Consider the following 15,600-nt stretch of genomic DNA (forward strand, 5'->3'; position numbering starts at 1 on the left):
AACGGGGTGTCAAAATGAGCTCTTTTACATTCAACAATCAACGAAAAGAATATATCCAAATAGAAAAAGGATGGAGTCCACCAACATGGGCACCTCTAAAACGTAATTTCTTAAAAACACCTGGATATCCAGGCGCAAGATTATTAGGAACGGATACAGATCCTCGTCCGCTTCCTGTCCCTGTAGGAATTATCGTTCCAGATGGAACGGATTTAGAAACGTTAAAAGAAGAAATAGCAGCATGGTTAATTACAGAAGAAGCAGTTGAGCTAGTATTTGATGCAACTCCTGATCGAACATATTTAGCTATAATTGATGAAGATTTTAATCCTGATGATTTCGTTACGTTAGGTAAAGGTACTTTGAAATTTATTTGTCCAATGCCTTATAAATTAGGACCTACTCGAACAGTAGATTTTCAAACAGGTGCGCTTGGGTTAACAGCAAATGTTCAAAACAAAGGAACTGTTCATTCTAATCCTATTATCGAGGTTAACATTACGAAACCAAACACTTTTTTAGATGTATGGTTCGGCGGAGTATCCTTAAGTGATCGAGATTATTTTCGTATCGGTATACCACTAAAAACTGTTGAAAAGCCTGTAGAAAGGAATCAACGTATTGTATGGGATGAAATGGCTACTACGGTCGGATGGAGTAAAGTCAGCTCAATGGAAGATGGTGAGCCAGTTGGCGAAATGAAATCAGATAAATATCAATTTTATTGTTCTGATTTTGGTACTGGAACAGGTAAAGGGTGGCATGGTGCAGCTGTTAAAAAGAGTATACCTGGTGGCCCAGTTCAAGATTTTATTATGCAAGCCTACGTTACTTGTAAGAGTAAGAAAATCAATGAAATGGGAAGAGTCGAGATAGCAATACTCGATGAAAATAGTAAGGTACTTTCAAAAATTGCTATGAACGATCTCTATTGGCAAGCCGAACAAAATTTTGGAACGATGGTTATTGGATACGATAATAAGCCAGGGAAAACAGGATTGATTTATGAAAGCGGTGATTATCCGAATACATGGAATCAATATTTTGGTCGATTGTGGATAGCTAGAACAGGAAACGTATGGGAAGCGTATATTTCAAAATTCCTTCCTGGGACAGAAAAAGATGATTCAGAACGTTTCGCAAGGTGGACTGATGAAAATAACTATCACATGGAAAAAGCAGCTCAAATACAGATTAGCATTATGCAATGGCAGGATGTACCACCAGTAGAAGCGATGTCAGTTAGTGATTTAAAGTTTTGGAAAGTAAATTTAAATACGAAAAACACACCACCTTATATAGTAGATGTTGGTGATAAAGTCGTAATTGATACAGAAAACAGTCATGTAACGATTGAGGGAAAGGATGCAATTAATATGAAGGATATTTTTAGTAATTTCCCTGTCATTAATAAAGGTATGAATACACTAGAAATTATGCCTTCTGATATCGGAACAGCAAAGGTTAAATATAGGGAGCGATTTAGATGAGAACACCAAGTGGAGTCTTGCATGTTATTGATTTTAAAACGAGTCAAATCGTTTCAGCTATACAACCAAAAGATTATTGGGATGATAAACGTCATTGGGAAATCAAGAATAATATCGATACTTTAGAGTTTAAAGTATTTGATAACACGACATATGCAGCAACACTTATGCAACAAAATTTAGTATTAAAAGAAGTAAGGGATGGGCGTATTGTTCCGTATATAATCACTGAAGTAGAAAAAGACCCTAACGATAGATCCGCAATTACTTATGCATCAGGTGCATGGATTAATCTTGCTAAAGATGACTATATTCGTCCACAGAAAATTGAAGGTAAGACAGTAAATGAATTTATGGATATTGCTCTTATAGGGACAAAATGGAAGCGCGGTAAAACGGAGTATGCTGGATTTCATTCTATGACTATTGATGAATTTATAGATCCATTGAGTTTCTTAAAAAAGATTGCTTCCCTATTTGAACTAGAAATGATATACCGTGTTGAGGTGGTAGGTGCTCAAATTGCAGGTTGGTATGTAGACATGGTGAAAAAAAGAGGAAGAGAAACAGGAAAAGAAGTCACGTTAGGTAAAGATTTAGTTGGAATCAAACGTATTGAGAACTCACAAAACATTTGTACAGCTTTAATCGGCTTTATCAAAAAAGAAGGTGGAGAAGTTCTCACTATTGCAGATATAAACAAAGGTATGCCCTATATTGTAGATAATGATGCTTTTCAACGTTGGAACGAAAAAGGGAAACATAAATTTGGATTTTACACACCAGAAACAGAACAAGATATAACACCAGAACGTTTATTGACTCTTATGAAAACAGAGTTAGCAAAACGTGTGAATACTTCTATTTCTTATGATGTTCAAGCACAAAGTATAGGCCGTGTATTTGGACTAGCTCACGAGTTAATCAATGAAGGAGATACAATCCGAATTAAAGATGTTGGATTTACACCTAAGCTTTATTTAGAAGCAAGGGCAATCGCTGGTGATGAATCACATACGAATCCTTTGCAAGATAAATACTCATTTGGTGATTACCGCGAAATTACTGATCCAAATGAAGAACTACGAAAGATTTATAAGCGTATTCTTAGTTCACTAGGAAGTAAGCAAGAACTGATAGATCAGTTAGATAAATTAGTGAAAGATGCAAATGAAACAGCTAATAATGCTAAGAAAGAATCCGAAGCAGCGAAAACATTGGCTGAAAAGGTTCAAGAGAATCTTAAAAATAACACGGTAGACATCATTGAAGCTAAGAATCCACCGACAACGGGACTTAAACCTTATAAAACACTTTGGCGTGATATTAGTAATGGAAAGCCTGGTATTTTGAAAATATGGACAGGCGCAGCTTGGGAATCGGTTGTACCTGATGTTGAATCTGTTAAGAAAGAAACACTTGAGCAGGTAAATAAAGATATTGAGTCCGCCAAAACGGAGTTAAATCAAAAGGTTCAAAGTGTGGAAGGTAAAGCGCAAGAAATAGCTGGACAAATAGTAGATGTTCAAAAGCAAGTCAATGGAAAAGTGGATCAAACATGGATTCATACACAGTTAAAAGATAAAGCCGATAAATCTGGAGTGTTTACAAAAGAAGAAATTAACAATGGTTTTATAGGGAAACAGATCTATGAAACTGATAAACAAGGGAACGTACAGAAATTCAAGGATATTAATACATCGATTGGTCAAACGAATGAAGCTCTTACACAGAAAGCGGAGAAGTCTGAATTAAAGAGAACGAATGAAGGTTTATCACAGCTAGAGCAGAAGACGAACGAAATTAAGACAACAGCTGAGGGGACGAAACAAACCCTTACTGAACTTAAAACTAAAGTTGATAATACTGAAATTGGTGTTCGTAATATATTACTAAATAGTCAATTGCCAGTAATTTATTCTAATAATGCACCTATCTATCCAATAGATGTATCTGAACAAACGGAAGGTACAGTTAAGTTTTTAAGGGTTAAGAACTCTAAAAAAGGTACAGATACTGTTACGCTTAGTTTGTATAATGGATTTTTACTATCAAACGTATCGGATAATATTGCTGGTAGGCAGGTTACTTTCTCTCACAAAGTTAGGGCATCAAAAGCAATGAGTATGACATTGATGGCACTGTTATATGGCAGCTCAGAATTTCCATTTCCTGATAGAAATAAAACATTTGAAGTTAATGGTAGTTGGGCTACTATATCGACCACTCTTACAATGCCAAATGACCTGTCTAAATATACTGGAATTAGATTTATCCTTTCAACTCCAAAGGTCCAACAAGCGGATATTTATGTGGATTTTAGGGAGTGGAAAATTGAGCTTGGAAACAAGCCTACAGACTGGATACCAGCACCAGAAGATCAAGTAACAACAACTGACTTTACCAAAAAGACAGTAGAAATTGAGACTACTATTAAAGGGATTAACACTACTGTTTCTAATGTTCAAAATGAACAAGGAAAGCTTACTGAACGTGTAACGAAATCAGAGCAAACCGCAGATGGATTTAAAACTTCTATTGAATCGTTAACAAAAACAGATACTGAAATCAGTAATAAATTAAATACGGTTGAATCGACTGTGGAAGGTACGAAAAAGACGATTTCTGATGTACAACAAACAACAAGTGAGCTTAAGAAAACAACAACTGAAATTAAAGAAGAAGCAGGAAAGGTCACCGAGAAGTTGAGTAGTGTGGAGAAAAAGTTTGATGATATGAAGATTGGTGGACGTAACATTCTGTTAAGTACAGGTGGCACACTTAAATCTGACACAGGAACAACAGTGTCTAATATAGTAAATAAGTCATTTAAAATTGTGCCGGATGGTTTATCGATGTTACAAGGGCAGCAGTTTACTGTTAGCTTTAAAGCTAGAACTATTGGATATGAAAAGGGAACACCGAATCCATGGGCTGGGGTAGAAGTGTGGATTAAGTATAAAGATGGTGAACAATTATGGCCTGGTGTTCGTTGCGAAAGTGATGTTAACGCAAACCAAGAATGGAAAACATATTCCTTTACTTATAATCTTAAAGATAAGGCAATTGAGGTTTTCAATCCGCAAACGCTATTACGTAATGTTAAAGGCATGATCGAATTAAAAGAATGGCAAATTGAAATTGGAAATAAAGCAACAGACTATAAACCAGCAGTAGAAGACCAAGTATCAACCGATGAATTCACGAAAAAAACAACCGAAATTGAAAAAAGTGTGGATGGTGTAAAAAATACTGTATCTAAGGTGCAGAATAGTCAAGATGGATTCGAAAAACGCATGACTACAGTGGAACAAACAGCAACTGGATTATCTTCCACAGTGAGCAATTTAAATAATGTAGTATCAGATCAAGGGAAAAAGCTTACTGATGCAAATACAAAACTCGAACAACAGGCAACAGCAATTGGAGCGAAAGTTGAGCTTAAACAAGTAGAGAATTATGTTGCTGGATTTAAGATACCTGAGTTGAAGCAAACCGTTGATAAAAATAAACAAGATTTGTTGGGCGAATTAGCTAACAAACTTGCAACTGAGCAATTTAATCAAAAAATGACTTTGATTGATAACCGCTTTATTATCAATGAACAGGGGATCAATGCTTCAGCCAAAAAGACAGAGGTATATACAAAAGATCAAGCAAATGGGCAATTTGCCACATCATCTTATGTAAGAGATATGGAAACCCGTCTTCAGTTAACTGAAAAGGGCGTTCGTATATCTGTAAAAGAAAATGATGTAATCGCAGCATTCAATATGAGTAAAGAAAACATTACTTTGAATGCGAATAGGATTAACTTAAGAGGTTTTATTACAGCGGATCATATCAAAGGGCAAGTTTTAGAAGGAGTAACACTTAAAACGAGTGGAAGTAGATTTGTTGAAATAAATAAGCAAGACATGAAGATTTTCGATGCAGATAGGCCGCGTGGTTATATAGGATTTATGGAAGCAAATGATGGAAGTATTCAACCTTCATTAGTCCTTGGTTCTGATAATAGAAAATACGCCGGCACAGGATCGTTTTATATTTATCAAGTCATGCCGCGAATTAATGGAGTTGATCAACCTTCTAAAGCGTATGCAAAGTTTGGGATTTCTAAAGGAGAAAATGCAGAAGGCACTAATATATGGTCATCATATATTCAAATGCAGAATGACGGTGGACATCTTTATGCATATGCAGCCGGAAGATTATACTTTGACAATTTGAATGACATTGTTTTTAACTCAGTGGGATGGGCTCCAGGATACGGAAAGTTTATAGTGACAACCACAGAGCCACATTATTTTAAAAATGACTATGGTGAGTTTCATTTTGATAGAAAAAGTACTGGTAACAGTATATACTTTGCCAATGGTGTTAATGATCATGATTTAAACATGGGAAGATTAATGCTAAGAGCAAGTCTTGTATCAGGCTATGATATGAATTTACAAATTAAAGATGTGTATGGTAATGGATGGCGAGATATAGAGTTAAGAACGCTACGAGCGAATGAGAATGTAAATGCCAATGGTCAAATGTGGGCCAAAGCATTTAATCCTACGTCAGCTAGAAATATGAAAGAGAATATAAAAGATATTCCTTTTTCAGCTCTTGATAAAATCATGAGTTTAGCTATCAAACAGTACAACTTCAAGGATGATATGTATGATCTGTACCAAATGCGTGTAAACAAGCCGGAAGAAAAAACAGAACCATATACAACAAAAGAAATTGAAACGTATTTCGGTATGATTGCAGATGATACGGAAGATATATTTACAGATAAAGAGAAACGGGCCATTAATTTATATAATACTGTTTCGATCTTTATTGCAGCTTTCCAACAGCAGTATCATGAATTTAACGAAGAGGTAACTACTGTTAAAGGTGAGAATAAACAACTAAAAGAGCAGGTTACGACCCTAGCAAACGATGTGGCCACATTAACAGATTTAGTTCAAAAATTAATAAACGGGAAACCAGAGCAGCCATAAGCTGGTCTTTTTTTATTGCCTAAAAAGGGGTGGTCAAAGTGGAAGCGTTACAAGATGTACGAAGTGATGTTCAAGAAATAAAGCAAGATATTAAGGACATTCGCTTAGAGATTAAAAGTTTAGAAATGAGGACAACAGGTAACGAGAAAGACATTATCAATATCAACAAACAACTAGATAAAATCAGCGCCAATACTACCTGGATTTTGCGACTTATAGTTGGCGGAATTGTTGGTGGCATTCTCACTTTCTTAATGAAAGGAGGTGGTATGTAATGTTTGAAATTACTGTAATGATTGGAATTGTAGTAGGTCTTTCACAGATTGGAAAAACAATTGGATTACAAACAAAATATGTTCCGTTACTCAATTTAACGCTTGGCATTATGCTAGGCGTTTTATTTATGGGCGGAGATATCAAAACAAATGTATTTCAAGGAATCATCATTGGACTGTCGGCAAGTGGATTATTTGACCACACAAAAATTATAAAAAAGGATGTTGATGCTAAATGAAAAAGACAATGAAACATATTACCTCGTTCCTTATGATTCTAGTACTTGCTGTTTCTTTTGCTACAAGTGCTTTTGCTGATAGAACACTTATTATTCCTGATTTACCGAAACAACCATACCGTTATGGTGTAGGTGCTTATGAGGGCGTTGTAGCACATTCTACAGCAACTGCAGAAGCTCCAGCTATTAACATTCAAAAATATGAGTCTCGTACATGGAGAAATGCATTTGTTCACTATGCAGTCGATTGGGACGAAACAATCCAAATTGCTGATACAAAATACATTGCTTATGGTGGCGGTCCTGCTGCTAATAAACGATTTGTACATGTAGAGCTCTCTGAAACAAGTGACCCTATTAAATTTAAAAAATCCTATGAGAGATATGTGAAGCTACTAGCTAAGATTTTACGTGATAGAAACATTGATCCATCCATTGGATTGTGGACGCATAAAGACATTACGTATAAACTTGGTGGCACAGATCACGAAGATCCGATTGATTATCTTCGCAGTCATGGTGTATCAGAATCAAAGTTTCGTGCTGATGTATTAAAAGCATATAATGGAAATTCTATTTCAGTTGAAGCGAAACCAAAGCAACCAAGTGAAGTACCTGGTGTTATGAATGAAGCGGGAGTAGCGTATATTGATGGATACCATATAAACCTTCGTTCTGGTCCATCCACAATAAATAGTGTTATTCGTAAGTTACAAAAAGGTGAATCATATAAAGTCTGGGGTAAAGTAGGAAATTGGTTGAATCTTGGAGGAAATCAGTGGATTTATAACGATTCCTCATACATTCGCTATAAAGAAGAATGGTTATCTGTAGAAGGTAAACGTGTAGTTTCTAAAGTGAATGACTTACGATTCTATTCAAAGCCTTCCTGGTTAGATAGAGATGTTGCAGGAACTGTGGATGAAGGGTTAGGATTTACAATTGAGGCGAAAGTAGGTGTGGATGGTTCATCGCAATATAAAGTACATAATAGTAAAGGGGAGATATATTATGTAACAGCAAATTTAGTCTGTGTATATGTGAAATAGGAAAAAAGAAGAAGGGCTTCTTTGACACATTTAGTGAAAGGGCCCTTTTTAGAATTTTCTCCTGGCTTCTTTTCTATTATTTTAGAAAATCAAAGCATATTATTTTCAGTTATTGCTGCTTAGGGTAGTCAAATGTTATATGATATTTAGACACTATTTCAAAATTAGTTGTGTTTTTTATTTTTACTTTCATTCAATACACCGTCAGCTAGAAATTTAATACTTGCGCCTATACTAAGAGCGAATATTACTCCTCCTATTTTAGTCTGATAGAAATTAAATATAAATAATACAACAGAAAGTACAATACTTAAGATAGCGATTATATAATATTTATTCATAGACTGGCTCCTTTTATTGTAATTTTGAAAGAGTTTTATCTCGAATCTCATAGATATAATCACCTAGTTGATTTTTAAACTCTTCAATATGAGTAACAAATATTAAACTATTGCCTCTTTCAAGAAATTTAACTAAAATTTTATATATTTCTTGTTGAGAATTTTTATCAAGTGCTGTAAAAGGTTCATCTAATAATAGAAGATTAATATTACGACTAATCATAGAGATAAGAAAGAGTTTATATTTCATTCCCAAAGAATAAGTATGTACTTGATCATGTAAAGATTCTTGACTAAGTTCAAATAAATCACAGTACATTTTAACTTCTTGTAGGTAATTATCTTTATCTTTTATTCTCCACAACGAGCATATGTATTGAATATTTTCCCATCCCGTAAGTAAATCAAAAATTGGTGGGTTGTTAGGAATAAAAGCTGTATTTCTTTTGAACTCTAACAAATCAATTTCTTTTCGTTTCTTATAAATTTTCGTTTCAGTTCCTGTCATCATATAATTTAGCAACGTAGTTTTACCAGAACCATTTGCTCCAGTGATACAGTATGATTTTCCATCTTCAATGATTAAAGAGGATTCCTGTAATATTATTTTATTTTCAAATTGTAATCTCGGTACTTGAATCTTATATGCCAATACCTATACCCCCAAATAATTGAACCATATTTAAACTGATAACTATAATAAATAAAATGGATAAAATAATTTTTGAAAAATTCGTACTAAACCCTACTAATTTCGTAAATCCAACATACATCGCTATACAAACTAATCCAACACTTAGTAATGAGAATACTACAAAAATAAACTGTGGTAAATCTCCTCCAAAATTTATAATGGTTAGAAAATTTAATGCTTGTGTAATCAAAAAGATTGAAGTTCCTGATAATATTACACTATACATTTTTTTTATGGATAGATCCGGTTTATTCATTAGACCTATCAATGACCAAAACATTGTAAAAATAAAACATAGTATGAGTATAAATGGTGTTATAATTGCTGATATTAACACCACTATAGTTAACCAATCTTTGAATGCGTGAAAGGATTTGAAATTGTAAATAACTGTAGATAATAATGTGTTAAAAAATAATAAAGAAACAATATTAAATAAAACAACCTTTTTTTTTGTATTAAAAAATGAACTAGAATTATTTTCGTTTTCTTTCATAGAAATTCTCCTTTTAAAATGAACTATAGTAACCTTCAATTAAAGATGCTAATCCACAACATACCGATGCGATTACAATTACACTTCCTATTTCTAAATAGACTTTTTTCCAAGAAAAAGATACTGTTTTTATTTTTATTAGAATATAAATAGGTAAGTAAGTAATAGAAGACATTAAAAATATGGACAACAATTCGGGTAATGCGTGTGGTAAAAATCCAGTGAATATAGGGGACATCCCTGCACTTTTAAATATCGTATATAAAGTCTCACCAACTATTACACCGTTAAAAACTACAACAAAGAGGGAATAAACACCCCCTGTTAAAGTCCCTATAACTAAAATACTGAAAAGCACTAAAATATTATTATTAAAAACTGTAGATGTATCTAACTCTTTTGGTTGTAAATTAATAATTTGATCATTTGCAGAGAAGCATCCGTAAATAAACCCACTTAAAAATAATAATAATTGTAACAGGATTAAAAACTTCCAAGGAAAAATTATAAGTTTAGCTTTCATTTTTTCACAACCTTAACCATTTAGAGTCAAATTTTTTAATGTTATTGACAGCATATTTTTTTGAAACAAATATAAATGCTCCACTTATTAAAATATAAAAGATTACATAGGTAGAAAAAATGTAAAATATCACTTGTACTGGAATCTGCATAAATAATAAGAAATATAAAAAATATAATAATGGTAGAACTAATATTTTTCGTGGTATGGCTTGAATTTTATTAATAAGCTCCTCTTCTTCTGTGGATCCTACATCCATATAAGTAATATAGTCTGTTTTAATTAGAAATGTAGTAGCCCACATTTGAACGATAGGTACTAATATGAATGTAATACATATTATGATTATCCCGAAGATATATGTAATATTTATAAACATCATATATATAGTAACTAGCAACAAACATATTGTAGGAATAATCATTAAAGTATACATTAGTGAAATTTTACTTCTATATAATGGGTATATGCCTGTTCCAGAAAAACGAAATAGTACAATTTTTTCTCTCATTGCACCTAATAAAAATAATTGAGGGTACTCTGTTCTTAATTCAAAACAATGATTAAACATGATTAACAATAATAACGCCATAAATAGTAAATATTCTAAGGCATTATCATGTGAAGAGTGAAATAAGTTCACAAAAAGTCCCATATAAAATAAAGATTCATATGTAAAGAAAATCATTTGGAAGAATTTTGGTGAAATTAAAAACCTTTCTCTTTCCAATAATTTAATTTCAAATTCCAAAATCTCATCGTTAAATATTCTTCTATTAAATGATGAATATAGTTTTGAGAAATAATACAGTAAATCTTTTTTATTTTTCACTGAAACTATAAACCTATTTAGTAAAGGCTTACTTTTTATAGATAGCACAAGTGCTATACATAGCAATAAAATGAAACTCATATACGGTGAAAAAATGACATAATCACAAATTGACTTTAATACGAATAATGTTTTATTCATACTGTCTTGCAAGGGATTAATAATAGAATTAAAAAATTCTTGTGTAACTGTCTCTGCATAATCTTCATCCGTTAAAATCTTAGACGTAATAATACGTTCGCGTACTACATAAAATGGTTGTTTAAAAATATCTACTAGTTTGTAACCTAAGAAAAAAAAGAGGCATGAAAATACAGCATAAAATAAAAAGCGAATTGCTCCTATTGGCTTTTGAATTTTACTAATGAAATAGGAAGCGGAAATTTTGTTAAATAAAGTGAATATTAATATTAGTAGTAATATACAGTTTGTAAGTGAAAGAATTGTATATACGAATCCTTTTAAATACATGTTCAATATAAACAATAAAGATAGGCCACTAATATTTCCAAACAACGCCCATAGTAAAGAAGAAAACATGTTTAAATTGTAGACTTTCTCCATGGGAAACAGACTGTAGATGTATATGTCAGACTTTAATATTGCTGTTTCTTTATATGAAGTAATTGATTTTATAAAGCAAGAAATTATGAGAAAACCAACATTTGCATATAAAATATTCCACATATATTTCTCATTGAATAAAACGTTTGAAATATAAAACATAAAAATTCCTATGAATATTTTAAATAACATACTACAAAGAATTAAGTTTCTATTGGATACACGTTTAGTAAAAGAAAATCTATTTAATATTGCAGAATATTGAGTTGTAAATTTTAATTTAAAATCTATTGATAGAAGTTTTAATATATTCACAACTACCTCCATTGTTTCTTTATATTTAATGTAAGAAAGAGACTGAATAGTATTATCCAGTCTCTTTCTTAATTTAAAATAAATTAGTAAGCAATTGCAGCTTTCTTACCTTTTTCTTTAGCTAAATCCGTAAGGTATTTTCTAATACCTTGTGCTCCAGCTGCAGCAACAAGAGCTGCTCCACCTGTTCCAAGAGAACCGATTAAAGCAACAAGGGAAACACCCCAAGAGATATAGTCAAGCCATGCAAAGACTTGTGCGGCTGCTACAGTAGATAAATTGAACTCTTTTACTAAATTCATTTCAGGTAAAATGCCTAATAAGAATGCATATGAAGCCAATAAAGCACCACCTACTGCAAGTAAAGCACCAAAGCTAACTGCTCTTCCTTTAACTGAGTATGTCATAATATCGCCTCCTTCCAAAAGTAATCTTAATATATAATTTTAAATATTTCAATTTATTTTTTTATTCAAAATATGCATAAAAAACTTTTGTGAATTTTTAAAACATATTATATATAAAAATAACTATAGTGATGAGAATTATAAATGTAAATTAAATGAAAAATGTATTTATATTCATTTTTTAGAAAAAACAAAATATTTCATCCTGTCATTATTTTAAAGTTATGATATATTTAATTGTTAATAAAATTAAAATTTATTATTAAAAAGGAGACATATGATGCAATCAAATATTATTTCTACCCCAAAAAGAAAAAAGAAAGAGATTATTGTTGGGGTTATTGCACTAATTGTTATTGTAGCGGCAATTAATATTTTTGTTATGCAAGGTAAGAAGAAGGGTGCATCAACAAATGCTGATGCTGTAAGTTTTGAGAAAGTGACAGAGCGTAAGCTGAATAATACAAAGTTAATTTCTGGTCAGGTGAAGCCTGGTAATATTGAAAGCTTCTATGCAGATCCGGCCAAAGGAAAAGTGAAAGATATTGAGGTAAAAGAAGGGCAAGAGGTAGAAAAAGGTACGAAGTTATTCTCTTATGACAATGAAGAGATTAACCTTCAAATGAAGCAAGCTGAGCTTGATCAGAAGATGGCGGATATGCGTTATGATCAAGGAAAGAAGAAGATTGATTCGCTCAAGAAAGAAATTAAGAAGGCAAAAGATAGCGGAGCTGGGAAAGAAGTAACAGATCCGATGGACGAGCAAGTAAACGAGTTAGAGATAGCTCAAAAGACAACTGATCTTGAGAAAGAAAAAGGAAAGTTGCAGAAAGAAGAGTTAAGTAAGAAGCAGAAAGAACTTACGATTTATAGTAATTTCGCTGGTGTTGTTCAAAAGTTAGATAAAGATGCGGCACAAAGTTCATCTCAAGCGTTAGGTGGTCAAGGAAAATCGTTTTTACAAGTAGCTTCTAAAGATCCATTCCAAGTTCAAGGTACGTTAACTGAGCTTCAGAAGTCACAAATTCAAAAGGATCAAACATTCACTGTAACGGCGAAAGCAAATAATAAGAAGAAGTGGACAGGTAAGATTACAGATGTAAGTGAATTCCCAACAAGTGCAGAGATGGCGCAAGCTGGCGGCATGGGTGAAGCAACTCAAAATATGTCCCAATATACATATAAAGCTAGCCTTGATAGTCAAGATGGTTTATCTCCAGGTTATCATGTTTCCCTGCAAGTAAACTTAGAGAATAAGACGATGATTGCTGTTCCAAGTAAAAGCATTGTAGAAAAAGGCGATGATGCATTTGTTTATGTTGAGGATAAAGGGAAGCTTCGTAAACAAAATGTGAAAAAAGGTTCTACTGATGGAGACTGGACAGAGGTTGTAGAAGGCGTAACAGTGGGGCAAAAGGTGGTTAAAAATCCTTCCGACGATGTGTATGACGGAATGGAAGTGAAAGAGAAATGATTACGTTAAATAATATTGCTAAAACGTATTATCAAGGAAAATTGGCGGTGCCGATTTTGCATGGTATTAGTTTAACGATTCAGAGTGGTGAGTTCGTTTCGATTATGGGACCGTCTGGTTCTGGTAAGTCGACGCTTATGAATATTATCGGTTGTTTAGATCGTCCAACAGAAGGCGAATATATGCTGAATGACGTGAATATCTTAACAGCAGACGAGTCAAAGCTTGCTTTAATTCGTAATGAATATATTGGCTTTGTATTCCAGCATTTTAATTTACTACCTCGTCTTTCCGCAGTGGAAAATGTTGAGCTTCCGCTCGTATATGGTGGCGTGAAGAAAGCGGAGCGTCGCAAGCGTGCTTTGGAGGCGCTAGGTAAAGTTGGATTGGCAGATCGCGTGCATCATTTACCAAATGAGTTATCAGGTGGACAGAAGCAGCGTGTAGCGATTGCAAGAGCGATTGCGAATAACCCAACGTTCATTATGGCCGATGAACCGACTGGTGCACTTGATACGAAGTCTGGTGAGCAAGTTATGGATATTTTCACGAAGCTTAATGCAGAAGGTACGACGATTGTTATGGTTACGCATGAAGAGGAAGTAGCAGCGTATTCTTCCCGCCGCATTGTACTGCGAGACGGGAAAGTTACAGAAGATAGAAGGTGTGCGGTATGAGTTTACTAGATAGTATAAAAATTGCCCTATCTTCTATTTTAGCTCATAAATTACGTTCAGCTCTTACGATGCTCGGTATTATTATTGGGGTAGGTTCGATTATTACGGTCGTTGCAATTGGGCAAGGCGGGGAAGCTGCATTGAAATCGCAGTTTGTTGGGGCAGGTAATCAAACAGTTCCGATTCATTATAGTGCAGATATAAACAATCCTTTCGGTATGGGAATGGTAGAAGCACCGAAGATAACTGAAGAAGACATTTTTGAAATTAAAAAAATTCCAGAAATCGCACATGTGGTAACAACAAATTCAAGTATGGAATCACTTGATATTGAAGATAAAGTAGAGATGGTGAGTATTACTGGATTAGATAGTGAGTACTTTGCAGTAAATAAAGTAAAGTTGTTAAAGGGACGTTCTTTACAAGAATCAGATGTGGATCAAGGTAATAACGTTGTTATGATTAGTAAACAAATGGAAGAAAAGGTGTTTAAGGATACCAATCCAGTCGGTAAAATTATTGAAATGAAAGGTCAACCGATGCAAATTATCGGTGTCTACAAATCAGATAATGAGTTTATGGGAATGGGACCATCAGAAGCACTAGTTCCAATTTCATTATGGCCGACACTGTATGGGAAAGATGAAATTCAAAATATTTCTGTTCAAGCAAAAAATGTAGATAATCTAGAAAAAGCAGGTAAAAAAGCTGCAGATGTTTTAAATAGTCGTAAACCGACTGATGCAACTGGTAAATATGAAGTTATGAATTTAAAAGAAATTCAAGAAGGTATTTCGAAGATGACCGGTATTATGACAATGATCATCGGTGGTATCGCTGGTATTTCATTAGTCGTTGGTGGTATCGGTGTTATGAACATCATGCTTGTATCTGTAACAGAGCGTACGCGTGAAATTGGTGTACGTAAAGCACTCGGGGCAACGCGTAGTAAAATTTTATTACAGTTTTTAATTGAAGCAGTTATGTTAACACTTCTAGGTGGTTTAATCGGAATTGGTCTTGGGTATGGCGGAGCATATATCGTTTCTACATTCGCAAAATGGCCACCACTCGTTTCGTGGGAAGTTGTCGTTGGAGGCGTACTGTTCTCGATGACACTTGGTATTATTTTCGGATTAATTCCAGCGAACAAAGCTGCGAAATTAGATCCAATTGAAGCATTGCGTTATGAATAATTAATAGTGTAGTAGAACTACATATTAC

General features: G+C 33.6%; 14 protein-coding genes. 8 read left to right on the plus strand and 6 right to left on the minus strand.

Going from position 1 to position 15,600, the window contains the following annotated elements:
• Positions 1-14: 14 nt before the first annotated feature.
• From PSR14_RS07065 to PSR14_RS07085, 5 genes are read left to right on the plus strand one after another with little or no spacing between them, the layout of a single operon-like run.
• The gene (locus PSR14_RS07065; RefSeq protein ID WP_098214540.1) at positions 15-1,490 is read left to right on the plus strand and encodes a distal tail protein Dit; all 1,476 of its coding nucleotides are present in this window, start codon (positions 15-17) and stop codon (positions 1,488-1,490) included.
• Complete coding sequence (locus PSR14_RS07070; RefSeq protein ID WP_098214541.1) at positions 1,487-6,490, plus strand: phage tail spike protein; 5,004 nt, start codon at positions 1,487-1,489, stop codon at positions 6,488-6,490. The genes PSR14_RS07065 and PSR14_RS07070 overlap by 4 nt, the downstream gene beginning before the upstream one ends.
• Before the next feature lie 38 nt (positions 6,491-6,528).
• Complete coding sequence (locus PSR14_RS07075; protein WP_000387825.1) at positions 6,529-6,765, plus strand: hemolysin XhlA family protein; 237 nt, start codon at positions 6,529-6,531, stop codon at positions 6,763-6,765.
• On the plus strand, positions 6,765-7,004 hold the full coding sequence (locus PSR14_RS07080; RefSeq protein ID WP_000461722.1) for a hypothetical protein: 240 nt from the start codon (positions 6,765-6,767) through the stop codon (positions 7,002-7,004). The genes PSR14_RS07075 and PSR14_RS07080 overlap by 1 nt, the downstream gene beginning before the upstream one ends.
• Positions 7,001-8,053 (plus strand): N-acetylmuramoyl-L-alanine amidase, encoded by a 1,053-nt coding sequence (locus PSR14_RS07085; RefSeq protein WP_098214558.1) that lies wholly within the window; start codon positions 7,001-7,003, stop codon positions 8,051-8,053. Before PSR14_RS07080 ends, PSR14_RS07085 begins: the two co-directional genes overlap by 4 nt.
• A 164-nt stretch (positions 8,054-8,217) precedes the next feature.
• Here PSR14_RS07085 and PSR14_RS07090 read toward each other — a convergent pair whose 3' ends face one another.
• The 6 genes from PSR14_RS07090 to PSR14_RS07115 all read right to left on the minus strand — a co-directional run bounded on the left by PSR14_RS07090 (position 8,218) and on the right by PSR14_RS07115 (position 12,225).
• Positions 8,218-8,394, minus strand: coding sequence for a hypothetical protein (locus tag PSR14_RS07090; protein WP_169509503.1), 177 nt, complete (start codon positions 8,392-8,394; stop codon positions 8,218-8,220).
• A 13-nt stretch (positions 8,395-8,407) separates the two neighbouring features.
• Positions 8,408-9,046, minus strand: a complete 639-nt coding sequence (locus PSR14_RS07095; RefSeq protein ID WP_065485808.1) for an ATP-binding cassette domain-containing protein — start codon at positions 9,044-9,046, stop codon at positions 8,408-8,410.
• Positions 9,036-9,584 carry a hypothetical protein gene (locus PSR14_RS07100; RefSeq protein WP_098487855.1) on the minus strand — a complete coding sequence of 183 codons (549 nt, stop codon included), beginning with the start codon at positions 9,582-9,584 and terminating at the stop codon, positions 9,036-9,038. The genes PSR14_RS07095 and PSR14_RS07100 overlap by 11 nt, the downstream gene beginning before the upstream one ends.
• A 13-nt stretch (positions 9,585-9,597) precedes the next feature.
• A complete protein-coding gene (locus PSR14_RS07105) occupies positions 9,598-10,107 on the minus strand; it encodes a stage II sporulation protein M (RefSeq protein WP_098214556.1) in 510 nt (169 codons plus the stop codon).
• A gap of 4 nt (positions 10,108-10,111) precedes the next feature.
• On the minus strand, positions 10,112-11,818 hold the full coding sequence (locus PSR14_RS07110; protein ID WP_098487854.1) for a hypothetical protein: 1,707 nt from the start codon (positions 11,816-11,818) through the stop codon (positions 10,112-10,114).
• Between the two features lie 83 nt (positions 11,819-11,901).
• A complete protein-coding gene (locus PSR14_RS07115) occupies positions 11,902-12,225 on the minus strand; it encodes a circular bacteriocin, circularin A/uberolysin family (protein WP_006922886.1) in 324 nt (107 codons plus the stop codon).
• A gap of 280 nt (positions 12,226-12,505) precedes the next feature.
• On the opposite strand from PSR14_RS07115, the gene PSR14_RS07120 reads away from it, so the two are divergent.
• Genes PSR14_RS07120 through PSR14_RS07130 form a run of 3 tightly spaced genes read left to right on the plus strand, consistent with a single transcriptional unit; the run spans position 12,506 to position 15,572 of the window.
• A complete protein-coding gene (locus PSR14_RS07120) occupies positions 12,506-13,699 on the plus strand; it encodes an efflux RND transporter periplasmic adaptor subunit (RefSeq protein ID WP_262726835.1) in 1,194 nt (397 codons plus the stop codon).
• On the plus strand, positions 13,696-14,376 hold the full coding sequence (locus PSR14_RS07125; RefSeq protein WP_000631624.1) for an ABC transporter ATP-binding protein: 681 nt from the start codon (positions 13,696-13,698) through the stop codon (positions 14,374-14,376). The genes PSR14_RS07120 and PSR14_RS07125 overlap by 4 nt, the downstream gene beginning before the upstream one ends.
• Positions 14,373-15,572, plus strand: coding sequence for an ABC transporter permease (locus PSR14_RS07130; protein ID WP_098487851.1), 1,200 nt, complete (start codon positions 14,373-14,375; stop codon positions 15,570-15,572). The genes PSR14_RS07125 and PSR14_RS07130 overlap by 4 nt, the downstream gene beginning before the upstream one ends.
• Positions 15,573-15,600 lie beyond the last annotated feature (28 nt).

This window comes from Bacillus sp. A01H (assembly GCF_045277205.1).
Lineage (GTDB): Bacteria > Bacillota > Bacilli > Bacillales > Bacillaceae_G > Bacillus_A > Bacillus_A paranthracis.

What these genes read in the sequence shown, in the direction of transcription:
- PSR14_RS07065 (WP_098214540.1), top strand. Translation starts at nt 15, where the DNA reads ATGAGCTCTTTTACATTCAACAATCAACGAAAAGAATATATCCAAATA.
- PSR14_RS07070 (WP_098214541.1), top strand. Translation starts at nt 1,487, where the DNA reads ATGAGAACACCAAGTGGAGTCTTGCATGTTATTGATTTTAAAACGAGT.
- PSR14_RS07080 (WP_000461722.1), top strand. Translation starts at nt 6,765, where the DNA reads ATGTTTGAAATTACTGTAATGATTGGAATTGTAGTAGGTCTTTCACAG.
- PSR14_RS07085 (WP_098214558.1), top strand. Translation starts at nt 7,001, where the DNA reads ATGAAAAAGACAATGAAACATATTACCTCGTTCCTTATGATTCTAGTA.
- PSR14_RS07090 (WP_169509503.1), bottom strand. Translation starts at nt 8,394, where the DNA reads ATGAATAAATATTATATAATCGCTATCTTAAGTATTGTACTTTCTGTT.
- PSR14_RS07100 (WP_098487855.1), bottom strand. Translation starts at nt 9,584, where the DNA reads ATGAAAGAAAACGAAAATAATTCTAGTTCATTTTTTAATACAAAAAAA.
- PSR14_RS07105 (WP_098214556.1), bottom strand. Translation starts at nt 10,107, where the DNA reads ATGAAAGCTAAACTTATAATTTTTCCTTGGAAGTTTTTAATCCTGTTA.
- PSR14_RS07115 (WP_006922886.1), bottom strand. Translation starts at nt 12,225, where the DNA reads ATGACATACTCAGTTAAAGGAAGAGCAGTTAGCTTTGGTGCTTTACTT.
- PSR14_RS07120 (WP_262726835.1), top strand. Translation starts at nt 12,506, where the DNA reads ATGCAATCAAATATTATTTCTACCCCAAAAAGAAAAAAGAAAGAGATT.
- PSR14_RS07125 (WP_000631624.1), top strand. Translation starts at nt 13,696, where the DNA reads ATGATTACGTTAAATAATATTGCTAAAACGTATTATCAAGGAAAATTG.
- PSR14_RS07130 (WP_098487851.1), top strand. Translation starts at nt 14,373, where the DNA reads ATGAGTTTACTAGATAGTATAAAAATTGCCCTATCTTCTATTTTAGCT.